General features: G+C 51.8%; 12 protein-coding genes. 3 read left to right on the top strand and 9 right to left on the bottom strand.

The window, feature by feature from the left end; genetic code table 11:
* Positions 1-51: 51 nt before the first annotated feature.
* Entirely contained in the window at positions 52-2,559 is a 2,508-nt protein-coding gene (gene copA / locus MNO13_RS18700) for a copper-exporting P-type ATPase CopA (RefSeq protein ID WP_241940084.1), read from the bottom strand.
* A gap of 108 nt (positions 2,560-2,667) precedes the next feature.
* Between copA and cueR the strand changes: the two genes are divergently transcribed.
* Positions 2,668-3,069, top strand: coding sequence for a Cu(I)-responsive transcriptional regulator (gene cueR / locus MNO13_RS18695; RefSeq protein WP_133522351.1), 402 nt, complete (start codon positions 2,668-2,670; stop codon positions 3,067-3,069).
* 162 nt (positions 3,070-3,231) lie between these two features.
* On the opposite strand, the gene MNO13_RS18690 is transcribed toward cueR, so the two are convergent.
* The 8 genes from MNO13_RS18690 to tesA all read right to left on the bottom strand — a co-directional run bounded on the left by MNO13_RS18690 (position 3,232) and on the right by tesA (position 11,568).
* Positions 3,232-4,149 (bottom strand): hypothetical protein, encoded by a 918-nt coding sequence (locus tag MNO13_RS18690; protein WP_241939133.1) that lies wholly within the window; start codon positions 4,147-4,149, stop codon positions 3,232-3,234.
* A gap of 114 nt (positions 4,150-4,263) precedes the next feature.
* Positions 4,264-5,037, bottom strand: a complete 774-nt coding sequence (locus MNO13_RS18685; RefSeq protein WP_133522353.1) for a M35 family metalloendopeptidase — start codon at positions 5,035-5,037, stop codon at positions 4,264-4,266.
* A complete protein-coding gene (locus MNO13_RS18680; RefSeq protein WP_241939132.1) occupies positions 5,030-7,369 on the bottom strand; it encodes a type VI secretion system Vgr family protein in 2,340 nt (779 codons plus the stop codon). Before MNO13_RS18680 ends, MNO13_RS18685 begins: the two co-directional genes overlap by 8 nt.
* Positions 7,370-7,708: 339 nt before the next feature.
* Entirely contained in the window at positions 7,709-8,155 is a 447-nt protein-coding gene (locus tag MNO13_RS18675) for an NfeD family protein (RefSeq protein ID WP_133522355.1), read from the bottom strand.
* Entirely contained in the window at positions 8,152-9,066 is a 915-nt protein-coding gene (locus MNO13_RS18670; RefSeq protein WP_064548991.1) for an SPFH domain-containing protein, read from the bottom strand. The genes MNO13_RS18675 and MNO13_RS18670 overlap by 4 nt, the downstream gene beginning before the upstream one ends.
* Positions 9,067-9,225: 159 nt before the next feature.
* Positions 9,226-10,080, bottom strand: a complete 855-nt coding sequence (locus MNO13_RS18665) for a co-chaperone YbbN (RefSeq protein WP_064548988.1) — start codon at positions 10,078-10,080, stop codon at positions 9,226-9,228.
* 59 nt (positions 10,081-10,139) lie between these two features.
* On the bottom strand, positions 10,140-10,910 hold the full coding sequence (locus tag MNO13_RS18660; protein ID WP_121814191.1) for an SDR family oxidoreductase: 771 nt from the start codon (positions 10,908-10,910) through the stop codon (positions 10,140-10,142).
* 28 nt (positions 10,911-10,938) lie between these two features.
* The gene (gene tesA / locus MNO13_RS18655; RefSeq protein WP_064548984.1) at positions 10,939-11,568 is read right to left on the bottom strand and encodes a multifunctional acyl-CoA thioesterase I/protease I/lysophospholipase L1; all 630 of its coding nucleotides are present in this window, start codon (positions 11,566-11,568) and stop codon (positions 10,939-10,941) included.
* Between tesA and ybbA the strand changes: the two genes are divergently transcribed.
* Together ybbA and ybbP are read left to right on the top strand one after the other, a co-directional pair.
* The gene (ybbA, locus tag MNO13_RS18650; protein ID WP_064548982.1) at positions 11,536-12,222 is read left to right on the top strand and encodes a putative ABC transporter ATP-binding protein YbbA; all 687 of its coding nucleotides are present in this window, start codon (positions 11,536-11,538) and stop codon (positions 12,220-12,222) included. The two genes, tesA and ybbA, sit on opposite strands and share 33 nt — an antisense overlap.
* Positions 12,219-14,636 (top strand): putative ABC transporter permease subunit YbbP, encoded by a 2,418-nt coding sequence (gene ybbP, locus MNO13_RS18645; RefSeq protein WP_241939131.1) that lies wholly within the window; start codon positions 12,219-12,221, stop codon positions 14,634-14,636. The genes ybbA and ybbP overlap by 4 nt, the downstream gene beginning before the upstream one ends.
* Positions 14,637-14,654 lie beyond the last annotated feature (18 nt).

Here is a 14,654-nt window from a genome sequence, read left to right as displayed (position 1 = left end):
AACAGTAAACACTCGAGCCGTAGGTCGGAAAAGCGTAGCGTCATCCGACAGCTAGTCCTTCGGTTTAAAGCGCAACAAACGGTTGGCGTTGCTGACTACGGTAATCGATGACAGCGCCATTGCCGCACCGGCAACCACCGGGTTAAGCAACGTTCCGGTTAGCGGATACAAAATCCCTGCGGCAATTGGGATGCCCAGCGTGTTGTAAATAAACGCCCCTACCAGGTTCTGCTTCATGTTACTCAGTGTGGCTTTGGAAATCGCCAGCGCGTCCGCCACTCCCACCAGACTGTGGCGCATCAGCGTGATGGCGGCAGTTTCGATGGCGACATCACTGCCACCGCCCATCGCAATCCCGACTTCAGCCTGCGCTAAGGCTGGTGCATCGTTAATGCCATCACCCACCATAGCGACCTGGCGGCCCTGCTGTTGCAGATTTTTAATCGCTTCGGCTTTACCATCCGGCAGCACCCCGGCGATCACTTCATCAATTCCGGCTTCTTTGGCAATGGCGTTGGCGGTCGTTGGGTTATCGCCGGTCAACATCACCAGGCGGTAGCCGTTACGATGCAAACGTTGCAGGGCGCTGATGCTGTCAGCTCGCAGGGGATCGCGGATGGCAAATAATGCGACCAGTTTGCCGTCGACGGCCAGCAGCACCGGCGTTGCACCACGGCTGGCCTGCGCTTCAATTTCTGCCGCCATTGGGGTGGTATCTACTTTCTGCTCATCCATCAGCGCTTTGTTGCCGAGCAACAATTGTCTGCCCTCGGTTTCGCCGCTGACGCCTAACCCACGCAAGGTGCGGAAGCCATTGACCTGTGGCAGTTCGGTACCGTTCACTTTATCGAGAATGGCACGTGCCAGCGGGTGGCTTGAACCTTGTTCCAGTGCGGCGGCAAATCGCGACGCGTCGGCTTCAGTGCTGCCGTTATACGTGACGACGGCAACGACCTGCGGTTTGCCCTCGGTCAGCGTGCCGGTTTTATCAAACACGATGGTATCGAGCGTACTGGCGCGTTGCAGCGCGTCGGCATCACGGACTAACACACCAAATTCAGCAGCACGACCGACACCGGAAATAATCGACATCGGCGTTGCCAGGCCCAGAGCACAAGGGCAGGCAATAATCAGCACGGTGGTAGCGATCACCAGCGTATAAACGATTTGCGGTGCCGGGCCGAAGAAGTACCAAATCGCGGCGCTAAACAGCGCAATCAGCACGACCACCGGAACAAATACCGCCGAGATTTTATCTGCCAGTTGGCCGATTTCCGGCTTACTGCTTTGTGCCTGGCGCACCATGCGAATAATGCGTGACAGCGTGGTGTGGTTACCCGTTGCTGTCGCGCGGAACAGTACGCTGCCGTCTTGCACTACCGTCCCGGCATGAATCGACTCGTCGGTCGATTTTTGCTGCGGCACCGGCTCACCTGTCAGCATTGCTTCATCAAACCAGGCTTCACCCTGGGTAATTTCCCCATCGACCGGTACACGGTCGCCGGTAGTCAGGCGCAAAATCATGCCCGCGGTAACTTCGGCCAGTGGGACACTTTTCTCACCTTCTTCGGTTACCACACGCGCCGTTGGTGGAGTTAAATCCAGCAGGCGTTCAAGTGCTTTAGAAGAACGCTGGCGGGCGCGTTGCTCCAGCATATGCCCGAGGTTTATCAGGCCGATAATCATCGCACTGGCTTCGTAGTAAAGGTGGCGTGCTTCCATTGGGAAGTGCTGCGGCCAGATGTTGACGGTGATGGAATAAATCCATGCCGCACCAGTACCAAGTGCCACCAGAGTATCCATGGTGGCAGTTTTGTTGAGCAAACTGCGCCAGGCGCTGCGATAGAAATGCCCACCGGCAAACACCATCACGCCGAGGGTGACTATCCCGATAACCAGCCACAATGAGCGGTTGTCATCGGAGACCATCATGTTGTCGCCGATCATTCCCCACACCATCACCGGAATACCCACGGCCAGCGCCAGAATAGCCTGCCAGCGGAAGCGCTTCACGGCGGCGTTGGCGGTTTCTTGCTGGCGCTCGCGGCGTTTCGCATCGTCTTCGATAGCTTCAGCGCCATATCCGACGCCTTCAACGGCTTTGACTAAAGATTCGGCGGAGGCAGTGCCCATTATCAGGGCGCTGCGCTCGGCAAGATTTACCCGCGCCATGCTGACGCCGGGCACGTTTTGCAACGCACTTTGTACCCGGGTCACACAACTGGCGCAGCTCATGCCGTTAATCAACAACTGTTGGCTCTCGTCGTCATCAACGGTGGCTGTCGGAAGCGAAGGGGATGCCGCTGTCAGTGCTTCCGACGGGTTTGATGACTCTGCCAGCGGATCAGACTTTGGGTGGCTGGCTGCGCTCGCCTCGTATCCGGCTTGTTTCACCGTGTCGATTAACGCTTCAACGGAAGCCGTACCCGTTACGCTGGCGTGAGTTTGCGTCACTTCTGCCTGCTCAACATCCGGGCGGTTTTCCAGGCTCTCTTTAACGCGTTTGACACAATGGCCGCAGGTCAGGCCATCCAGGTTAAGATCGATAATATGAGACATCATAAGATTCCTGTATGATCGTGAGGTTAAATATTGACCGTCAGACTGACTTCGTTGACTTATGATAAAGGTTAAACCTTCCATCAAGGGGAAGGTCAAGGAGGAAAAATGAATATTAGTGATGTAGCGAAAAAGACCGGTTTAACCAGCAAAGCGATTCGTTTTTACGAAGAAAAAGGGCTGGTGACCGCGCCGTTTCGTGCCGAAAATGGCTACCGGAGCTACACGCAAAAGCATCTTGATGAACTGACCTTATTGCGACAGGCTCGCCAGGTGGGCTTTAATCTTGAAGAGTGCCGTGAACTGGTCAATTTATTCAACGACCCGGCACGGCACAGTGCGGATGTGAAAACCAGAACACTGCAAAAAGTGGCTGATATTGAAAAACACATCAGCGAACTTCAGGCAATGCGCCAACAATTGCTGGCGCTTGCCGAATCCTGCCCTGGTGACGATAGCGCGGATTGCCCGATAATTGATAATCTAGCGGGGTGTTGTAAGAAGGGGTAGGGCGCAGGTTGTTCTGGTAAGGTTATTTATAACTGCTGATATATCACTTTGTTCAAGAGCTAACATAATGTTGATACATTGTCTCGATTTTAGGATGGAGTGATCATAAATAGTTTTATTCCCTTTTAAAGGACCAGGTGCATTCCCATTAAAATAATATTTTTAATCTGTAAATTGAGTTGTTTTCATATCATAAGGTGATGTGAGTTTGTTCCCATTTATTTCAACAATAACCTGATTAGACCTGATTTCAAAATAACTGTCAGAATTCAAACCATAATAATAAAATTTATACATTAATCCTTCAATAGTGTCTTTTTTCCATCTATATTGTACCTTGCATAACCCGTTAACTCCTCTTAAATAGTTGGCGTTTTTTAGTGTAATACATGAGTAATATTTCCAGTCAAGAATAGAAAAAAGAAATTTGTTGACTCTTTTTTCATGGAAAAATATATCACTTGCCAGAAGGAACTCCATTGAACCGATATTGTAACGGCGATTTCCTGGGGGGAATAAATAAGCATCATTAAGTATCACCGTATAAGAAAATGTTTTACCTGCTGGAAGTTCCAACCAGTTTGATTCTTTATCATTACTCTCGTCTTCAAACTGACATCGTTTTGCCAGATAAATCAATCGGATATTATCGGTAGCTATCGAAAATGTATGGCTACACAACGGATAAAAAGGTGAGCTTTTGGGTTCATCAAGTCTGCTTCTATGCACAAAATACGATTGTTGACTTCTGTTATAAAAACTGACTGTAGCTAAAGCGTGATTGTTTTCCTGGCGTACTCCCAAATGAATATTGATCAGATGTTTTTCTTGCACTAATTCACTTTCGTTATCACTAATGTTGTAAAAAGAATATACCTTTTTAATCGTCCCGTTTTCATTTAATTCTATATTGCTTACTGGTTCAAGTAGTGGAGGGAAGTATTTTTCCTCTTTTACTTGACGTAATCCATAGACATATTTTTGAAGAACCATATCCTCACTTGCAGACACATAAAACAGAGGAGTCATAAAAACAAATAGTGTTGATACTATTCTCACCCAAAGTAAACTTGTTTTCATAGTATTAGTCTTGTCAGGAAAACACTTCATACCTTTACCCTCTGGCAAAGTAATGCTACACAGTATAGTAATAGATAATAGAAAAATTACCGCTCTGATTTCATTTCTTAGTGTTTACAATACTAATTCAAAATATTTTTCAATATTGTATGAGTTTTTAAAAACATATTGACTACTAGTGTCTATTAATTCATTTGCGTATTCATAATATAGTCTTTCTCTACCTTTCTTTGACATATCGATCGTTCCCATCCCACCGAATATGCCATTATCACCACTTCGGTAAAAATGAGAGAGTTCGTGGCAAAGTGTAGAAGTTTGGGACTCAAAACCCATCAAAGGCTTACCTATAAAATTCTGATAGATATTTATTCTTAATATTTTATTATACCGGTCAATATTAAGGCCTAGAGTCTGATTTGCTGGCACACTAGCAGAGCCCTTATTTAGGTTGGTGGTGTTTAAAAAATTTCCGTGAAGAATTGAATCATTGTTTTCAGTGTCGCTTTCGACAGATATTCTGTCACATATATTGATTAATCTATCCACACTCTCCTGCATAAATATATAGGCTGTAATATTCCGTTTTTCAATGTAGGGATCCATAGGGTTAATTGGGTCAGCAGCCTTAGCCTTTTTCTTTTCTTCCTCGCTATCGATGGTTATCACTGCACTATCTTTCACGCCAAATATTTGATAAAACTCCTCCTGCTTTTCATTACTCCATCCTTTTTCGCTTAGATCATTTTGTCTCTGATCCAGAACTTTTCTGGTAGCTTCAAGAGCTTCACTCATCATTTTTTTGAATTGATTAGTAACCTTAACTTCTTTAATACACTGTTTCTTTTTCTCACTCGTACCTTTCGAACTTCCTTTTTCTTTACTCATGAACTCCTCCTAAAATCATATCAATATTCTGGCTTAACAACCTGACTTCAATTACCTGAGCTTGATCCTCAGTATTAAAGTTTTTGGTATTTCCTTCGTTGTCAGTTACTCCCTCCTGCTGCGTTCCGTCAGAAAACTTAGCGATATATCTGGTATGGCGATAAGGAGTGTCATCATCATTCGCAAAATGAAACTGGATATTGTACTGGTCAGATTCATCCTCATCTTCCGGCTCATTCGGTGAATTATCATCCTCATCCGCCAGCGCACTCAGCACCGCCGGAAGCTGCGTCTGCACCGGTGTCCCCGGACTGCCGCCGCTGTTAAGGTTGATTTTCAGCCCGCTGATATCCACACCGCCGGGATGGATGACGATAAATGAGCTGCCCATTTTCAGGGTGATTTTCGTATTGCTCCGCAGCACGATATCGCCCTGTGCATCCGTGCCCAGCGCACCGGCCACTTTCTGGGCCAGGTCACCTTTGACCTCCAGGCTGTGGTTACCTTCCACCAGGCTGAGGTGGTCTTTCGTGGTTTTGTGCGCCTGGCTGCCTTCCACCGTCACTTTGCGGTCATTTGCCACAGTCAGCGCGTCATCACGACCGGTATTCACGGTGTGGTCACGGGTGACTTTCAGGGTCTGGTCATTGTGTACCGTGATACTGCGGTCGTGCGCCACGGTGATGTTCTGGTCATGCCCGCCGGCATTCTCTTTGCCGACCTTCACCGTCTGCCCCAGCCCGACGGTGATGCTCTGGTTATTACCAATAGTCTCGGTGTGGTTGACTTTCACATCAGTGGTGCGGTTATTGAGCACCTCGGTGTCCATGTTTTTCTGCGCATGGAGATACACCTGCTCATTGGCTGTCGCATCGTCGAACTTCAGTTCATTAAACCCACTGCCCTGGTAGGTTTTCGATCGCAGGGTCATCTGGGTTTTCGTCCCCGGCAGGCTACCTGGTGAGCGGTTATCTTCATGATACGTACGCCCCATGACGATGGGCTGGTCCGGGTCGCCGTTGAGGAAATCGACTATCACTTCCTGGCCGACACGCGGTATCGCCAGGTGACCGAAGCCGGCACCGGCCCACGCCTGCGACACCCGTATCCAGCACGAGCTGTCTTCTGTTTCGCCGTGATAACGGTCCCAGCGGAATTTCACCCGCACCCGCCCGTGTTCGTCGCAGAAAATTTCCTCCCCCGGCGGACCGGTGACCACCGCGCTCTGCGGGCCGTCGACCTTTGGTTTCTGCGGGCGATTCGGGCGCCAGGTGCGGTCTCCCGGTATGGCCACAAACCGGTTGGTGAGGGTGGTGCCCTCGCCGCGACTGCCGTGCAGGGCCTGCGACTGCTCACCGGTCATCGCACTGCTGATGACCTGCCATTGCCGGTTGTGGCTTTTTATCGGGTGGCCGGCAAGGGGGAAACGCACGCCAGGCGACAGCGCCGGAGAGTTGCTGGTGCCAGTGGCGGTTTCGGCCTGGTTACGCCAGGCGTCCAGTTTATAGCGGGTGAAATCTTCGCCGTGCTGTTCATCCTTAAAACGCCCTGGATAATCCAGCACTTCATACTGTGTGCGCTGGCCATTCAGGCTCTGTGCTTTATGGCGATAGACCCCCGGCCAGTCCGGCATCTTAAAGGTGTAATCCAGGCTGGTGACCGATGATGGCGCAATGCCCGCTTCGTGACGAAACACACTGATGTGCTCCGTGGTGGTTCCAGTCGATACATTCGGATTAAAGGGAAAGGCATCCTGGCGCCTGCGCAGGCCGGTCACATCATCAGTCAGCATCAGCCGCTGCACCCCGTCCGGGGAGACGTCGTCAAAGAAGAAAATGCCTTCTTCGGCCCACAGTCTGGATAAAAAAGCGAAGTCACTTTCCCCGTACTGGGCGCAGAACTCGCGGGCCGGATGGGATTCATAAAACACCGACGTCCAGTTGGTGACGCCGTTTTCTGCCAGCAACGTGGCGGTGATGGTCTGAATATCCTGCTGCTGGAAGATGCGGAAGTTCTGGCGCAGACCGCAGCGCCACAGGGGAGGATGAATACGCAGGGTGTACTGCATCTGCCAGCCGTTGTGCTCGCTCATGCCGAAGGTGGCAATAATGCCGCTGACATGGCGCAGGACTTTCTGCCCCTGCCAGAGCGTCAGGGTGACGTTTTTCTCCAGCAACGGGTCAGCCGTCTGGCGGAAAGACTGGCTGGCGACGTCAGCATCGAGGACAAATGCAGCGGAGTTGTGCTGCAGCAGGCGAAAGCTCACCACCGCAAAGGTGTCCGGCTCCAGCCCTTCCACTTCCAGTGTAAAACGCAGTCCTTTTAACGACACGGCTCTCTCCCTGAGGCAAAAAAACGTTGCCGGGGAACCCGACATGATGTCTGCGGAAGCATAATCGTATGCGGGTCTTGTACTGTGACGTGGCGCAACTTCGCGGAAGAAAAATCAACAGAAAAGAAAAAATATGACTTATATATCAGTTGTTTAATCTATTTTGTGTATGAGTGAGGGAAATAGATTAGTAACATGAATTAAATGTGCATGATTCGCAGTTTCTGTCGCTTGGCAGGATGGGTAAAGCGGGAGCCATAGAAAGATAAATGCCGCTTGTTTTTACGCAAGCGGCATAACAAGTTACACGTTTTTTGAAAAGTAAATCTGGTACCGAAATTATACCGCCTGAACCTTCAAGGTAATCCCTTCAACTGCTATCACGACGATCTCTGTACCGGCCACTAAATCGCTGTCGGCCATTACCGGCCATGAGCTATCCGCGACGCGCACATGACCGCGTCCGTTGACCAAATCAGTTTCCAGACGCAGATGCCGACCAATAAGTTGGTGACCACGCTGATTGAGCACTTCGCCGGGTTCCTGCTGTTTACGCGTCGACAGCCAGCGCCACCACAAAAATGCGGCGACCATCGTTAAAACAGCAAAGCAAACGCCTTGCCATTCCCAGCCCAACGGCACGACCCAAACCAGCAAACCGGTTAATACCGCCGCCACGCCACACCACAGTAGATAACCGCTGGCACCGAGCATTTCAGCCGCCAACAGTAAACCGCCTAGCGTCAGCCAGAAGATGTGCGCGTGGGAAAACAGCAGGGCTATCATTTTTTACGCTCAGTACCGCTTTGCGCGATAAGTTCGCTGATCCCGGCAATCGAGCCCATCAGGCTGGTGGCATCCAGCGGCATTAGCACCACTTTGCTGTTATTGGCAGAACCAATCTGTTGCAGCGCATCGGTATATTTCTGGGCAACAAAGTAGTTAATTGCCTGAATATCGCCTTTGGCGATCGCTTCAGAGACCATTTGCGTGGCACGGGCTTCCGCTTCAGCACTACGCTCACGGGCTTCAGCTTGCAGGAATGCTGACTGGCGTTCACCTTCGGCTTTCAGGATTTTCGATTGCTTGTCACCCTCAGCTTTCACAATTTCAGCCTGACGGATCCCTTCGGCTTCCAGAATGTAGGCGCGTTTGGTTCGCTCGGCTTTCATCTGCGCATTCATCGCATCAATCAGTTCAGCCGGTGGGCGCACGTCCCGAATCTCGATACGGGTGATTTTGATGCCCCAAGGATTGGTCGCTTCATCGACGATATGCAGCAGGCGAGTATTGATGTTGTCACGCTGCGACAGCATTTCGTCCAGCTCCATCGAACCCAACACAGTACGAATATTTGTCATGGTGAGGTTCATGATCGCCAGCTCAAGATTGCTGACTTCATACGCTGCACGTGGGGCGTCAACGACCTGGATAAAACACACGGCGTCGATAGCGACGTTGGCGTTATCTTTAGAAATGATTTCCTGGGACGGGATGTCGAGCACTTGCTCCATCATATTGATTTTGCGGCCAACGCGGTCCATAAATGGCACCACAAGGCTTAAGCCCGGCATCAGAGTTTTGGTGTAACGGCCGAAGCGCTCCACGGTCCATTGGTAGCCTTGTGGCACGATTTTTACCCCGGCGCCGACGATGATCAGCGCGACGAGGATTAGTACAGGAATGACGATTAGCATCAAAAAAACCTCCATTGTTTATTTGATGTAAGTCTAACCCTTAACGCGGAAACATTCTGTGACTTCCTGCTATACCCGTCATCCTTCAAGCTGCAGGGGTGTTGGCTGCAACTCGAATGCTAACGGGTATAGCGAAGAGGGAATTTACTCAATAAGCACTTAATACAGCAGTGAATAAATCTGGCGGCGATACTTCGATGCCAACGCATCACCTGTCCCCAGGGCTGCGAGGATTTCCATCATCATTTTGCGCACCTGGCCGTCTGCAGCCCCGAGATCTTTCTTCAGGTGGGTATACAGCAATTCCAGTGCTTCTTCATTCCGCCCAACCTGATGCAGTTGCAGCGCCAGTTGGCTGGCTAACAGCGCATTTTCAGGATCTTGCTCAACTTGTTGTTGTAGCAATTGAATCTCTGGGGTGTCAGCAGCTTGTTTGAGCAAATCAATCTGGGCAACGAGGCCTTGATAGCGGCTGTCCTGGTCCTGCAAAGGAACGGTTTTCAGCACCGCTTCAGCCTCTTCGCTGCGGTTCAGCGCAATCTGCACTTCCGCCAGCATCAGGCCGATTTCGCTGTTTTGGTTTGACAGTTGCCACGCATCTTTAAGCAACGGCAGCGCTTCAGCATGTTTGCCTTCCTGCATCAGCAGCATCGCTTCTTGCGCTTTCAACTCTTCTTCGCGTGGCAGCACTTTTTCCAACAGAGCGCGAATCGCTTCTTCGGGCTGTGGCCCCTGGAAACCGTCTACCGGTTGGCCATTCTGGAACAGGTAAACGGTAGGAATGCTGCGTAAGCCAAATTGTGACGCGACCATTTGCTCGGCATCACAATCCACTTTGGCGAGAATAAACTGGCCCTGATACTGCGCGGCAAGCTTATCCAGAACCGGTGTTAACTGTTCGCAATGCTGGCTGCGCGCCGACCAGAAGTAGAACAGAATCGGTGTGGTCACGGATTGTTCCAGCGTCTGGTGTAGGTTCGCTTCGGTGATATCAATATTGTACGGTGCAGACATGGCTTAACTCTCTTTTAAATATTTAATATTTACATGGGGGTTGGCTGCAGGCGCTTCAACTAACCACGTAAAATTTTATCCAACATACGGCCTGGTAACAGGCGGCGTAACCACGTTAAAGCATGGGCGACCAGCGTCACCGGATAGCGTAATTTTGGGTTCGGGCTTGCAAAAGCATGGCGCACTTTTTCCACTACCGCTTCTGGGCCAAGCGTAAAGCGTGCGGCGATCCCCGGATTTTCTACCGGATGGTCGGCCTGAGTCTGGTTGACGTTTTGCGTGAACTGCGTGCGGATAGGACCAGGCTCTATCAAACTGACTTTGATGCCGCTGTGATGCAGCTCCATGCGCAGCGCATCCGACCATGCCTCCAGCGCGTATTTACTGGCGGCATACGCGCCACGGCCAGGTGTTGAAACCAGCCCCATTACCGAGCTGGTCATCACAATGCGCCCTTCGCGGTGCGGCAACATAGCGGGAAGCAACAACATTGTCAGTTGGTGAGTGCCGAATAAATTGGTGGAAAACTGTTGCTCAAGCTGTTCGCGGGAAAGCGTTTGTAGCGGCCCATAGACACCAAACCCACCATTATTAAACAGCCCAAATAGGCGATTCCCCGTCAGTTTGATGACTTCTGCCGCCGCCGCTTGCACGCTTTCAGGCGAATCGAGATCGAGCAGGATACCGGTAAATCCGGCTTGATTCATGCGTTCAACATCTTCGCTCTTGCGGCAGGCCGCCAGAACGCGGTAACCCTGTTGTTTTAAATCTTGTGCGCAGGCCAGGCCAATACCGCTGGAACAACCTGTAATTAAAACTGATTTTTGCATAACTTTACCCGCGCGAAGCTCCGCTTGTTCATGAGTCGTGTTTTACTAAAGGAGCCAGACGGGAAGACATCCAGTCGGCGATAAACGGTTGAGCATCACTATTAGGATGGATACCGTCATCCTGCATCCATTGCGGTTTCAAATAAATCTCTTCCATAAAAAATGGCAGCAGAGGAATCGAAAACTCTTTGGCAAGTTGCGGATAAATAGCGCTAAACGCCTCATTATAACGACGGCCATAGTTTGCGGGCAGACGTATTTGCATCAGCAAGGGTTGTGCCTTTGCCGTTTTCACATCGGTGATTATCTGGCGCAGACTTTTTTCGATGGCTTGCGGCTGGAAACCACGCAGACCATCGTTGCCGCCAAGTTCAATTAATACCCAGCGAGGCTGATGCTGTTTCAGCAGCGCCGGTAGCCGTGCCAGCCCTTGTGGCGCGGTGTCGCCACTAATACTGGCGTTCACGACTTTGGTATTTTGCTGCTGCCATTTTGTATCCAGTAGCGCAGGCCAGGCCGCGGTTGCCGACATTCTGTAACCGGCGCTCAGGCTATCACCCAGAATCAACAACGTGTCCGCGTGTGCGGCGCGAATGGTCAAGAAAGCCAGAAACAGGAAGGGCAAATGCCAGCGGAAAACATTGTTGAAGTTCATCATCTTAGTAAGTCCGTAGGAACTGGGGAACATCAGCTCTCCATCCTTACCGGAGTTGAGCTGGTTGTCAAACCGGCGCAGACCATCGCGTTAATCGGTGAATCAGGCTCCGGGAAGTCTACACTACTGGCGATTCTGGCGGGGCTGGATGATGGTAGTGACGGGGAAGTTCACCTGTGCGGCCAGCCGTTACACTCAATGGATGAAGAAGCCCGAGCGGCACTGCGGGCGAAAAACGTCGGCTTTGTGTTCCAGTCATTCATGTTAGTGCCAACGCTAAACGCGCTGGAAAACGTCGAGCTTCCTGCTTTGTTACGCGGTGAAAACGATGCTTCAAGCCGTGCCCAGGCAAAAGCGTTGCTCGAACAACTTGGCCTGGGCAAACGCCTCGATCACCTTCCGGCTCAGCTTTCAGGTGGTGAACAGCAGCGCGTGGCGCTGGCTCGTGCATTTAATGGGCGCCCTGCCGTGCTGTTTGCCGATGAACCGACCGGCAATCTCGACCGCCACACGGGCGACCGCATTGCCGATTTACTCTTTTCGTTAAACCGTGATTTCGCCACTACGCTAATCCTCGTGACACACGATGAACAACTAGCTGCCCGCTGCGACCGCCGCTTGCGCCTGCGCGAAGGTCAATTGTGGGAGGAAGCATGATTGCCCGCTGGTTCTGGCGTGAATGGCGCTCGCCTTCGTTATTGATTGTCTGGCTGGCATTGAGCCTGGCGGTGGCGTGTGTGCTGGCGCTGGGCAATATCAGCGATCGCATGGAACAAGGGTTAAATCAGCAAAGCCGCGACTTTATGGCAGGCGACCGCGCCCTGAGAAGCGCCCGGGAGGTGCCGCAAGAATGGCTGGACCAGGCACAAAAAACGGGTCTGAAAGTCGGCAAGCAACTGACCTTCGCGACCATGACATTTGCTGGCGATACGCCACAACTGGCATCGGTAAAGGCGGTCGATGGTGTCTACCCGATGTATGGTCAGCTCGATACCAACCCGCCAGGGCTGAAACCTGAGCCAGGCAGTGTGTTGCTGGCACCGCGTTTAATGGCACTGCTCAATCTCAAAGTCGGGGATTCGCTGGATGTTGGCGACACCACTTTGCGTATTGCGGGCGAAGTGATTCAGGAACCTGATTCTGGTTTTAATCCCTTCCAGATGGCACCACGTTTAATGATGAACCTGGCTGATGTGGAAAAAACCGGCGCGGTACAGCCGGGAAGCCGCATCACCTGGCGCTACAAATTTGGTGGCACACCGCAACAGCTCGATAAATTTGAAAACTACCTGCTACCGAAACTGAAGCCTGAACAACGCTGGTACGGCATGGAGCAAGATGACGGCGCGCTCGGCAAATCCCTCGAACGGTCACAGCAATTTTTGCTGCTTTCCGCACTGCTGACGCTGCTGTTGGCGGTGGCCGCCGTTGCTGTAGCGATGAACCATTACTGCCGCAGCCGCTACGATTTAGTGGCTATTCTGAAAACCCTTGGGGCAGGGCGCGCGGCACTACGTAAGTTGATTATCGGCCAGTGGCTGATGGTTTTAGCACTCGCTGCAATTACCGGTGGTGCGGCTGGCCTGGTGTTTGAAGCCGTGTTAATGCGCCTGCTAAAACCGGTTTTGCCAGCGGCACTTCCGCCTGCAAGTCTGTGGCCCTGGATCTGGGCTATTGGTTCGATGGTGGTGATTTCGCTGCTGGTGGGTCTGCGCCCGTATCGTTTATTGCTGGCAACACAACCGTTGCGGGTGTTACGCCGTGATGCGGTGGCAAACGTCTGGCCGCTGAAAATCTACTTGCCGATTATTACTATCGTGGTGGTGGCCCTGTTAGCGTTACTGATGGGCGGAAGCACGTTGCTGTGGGCGGTGCTGGCGGGAACCGTGGTTCTGGCCGCGTTGTGCGGCATTGTTGGTTGGGGCGTATTACGGTTATTGAAAAAACTGACGCTAAAAAACCTCGCGTTGCGTCTGGCCGTGAACCGCTTGTTGCGCCAGCCCTGGGCAACGTTGAGCCAACTGGCTGCGTTCTCGCTGTCGTTTATGTTACTGGCATTATTGCTGGTGCTGCGTGGCGATTTACTCGACCGTTGGCAGCAACAATTACCGCCAGAAAGCCCGAACTATTTCCTGCTAAACATAGCTACTGAACAGGTACAGCCGGTGAAAGAGTTTTTGGCTGAACACCAGATTATCCCCGAGTCGTTCTACCCGATTGTGCGCGTGCGTATGACGGCGATAAACGGTAAATCTACGGAAGGTAACCCGGATGAAGCCCTTAACCGCGAGCTAAACCTGACATGGCAAAGCCAGAAGCCGACGCATAACCCGATTCTTGCGGGGAGCTGGCCGCCAAAAGCGGGCGAAGTTTCCATGGATGAAGGTGTGGCAAAACGGTTGAGTATCGGGCTTGGCGATACCGTCACGTTTATGGGCGATACTCAGGATTTTTCCGCCAAAGTGACCAGTTTGCGCAAAGTTGACTGGGAGAGCCTGCGGCCTAATTTCTACTTTATCTTCCCGCCAGGCGCTTTGGATAATCAGCCACAAAGTTGGTTAACCAGTTTCCGTCTGGAAGGAAAGAACGGCATGTTGACGCAGCTGAACCGTGAATTCCCAACGGTTAGCTTGCTGGATATTGGCGCGATATTACGCCAGGTTGGGCAGGTGCTGGAGCAGGTTAGCCGGGCGCTGGAAGTGATGGTCGTGCTGGTTACCGCTTGCGGCGTGTTGCTGTTGCTGGCACAGGTTCAGGTTGGAATGCGCCAGCGCCATCAAGAACTGGTGGTGTATCGCACGCTGGGAGCCGGAAAACGCCTACTGCGCACCACGTTGTGGTGTGAGTTTGCGGTGCTGGGGTTTGTCTCCGGGCTGGTTGCCGCCATGGGGGCTGAAACCGCGCTGGGGCTGTTGCAGACGCGGGTGTTTGATTTCCCATGGGAGCCTGACTGGCGGCTATGGGTCATTCTGCCAGTGAGCGGCGCGGTGCTGCTGTCACTGTGCGGCGGCTGGTTAGGTGTGCGCTTACTGAAAGGTAAGGCGTTATTCCGCCAGTTTGTCGCTTCGTAGCGGGTTATTCACGGGCTA

This window comes from Buttiauxella ferragutiae (assembly GCF_022637515.1).
GTDB lineage: Bacteria > Pseudomonadota > Gammaproteobacteria > Enterobacterales > Enterobacteriaceae > Buttiauxella > Buttiauxella ferragutiae.
Note: the sequence above shows the minus strand (reverse complement) of the source record. Positions and strands in the feature narration are given on the sequence as shown.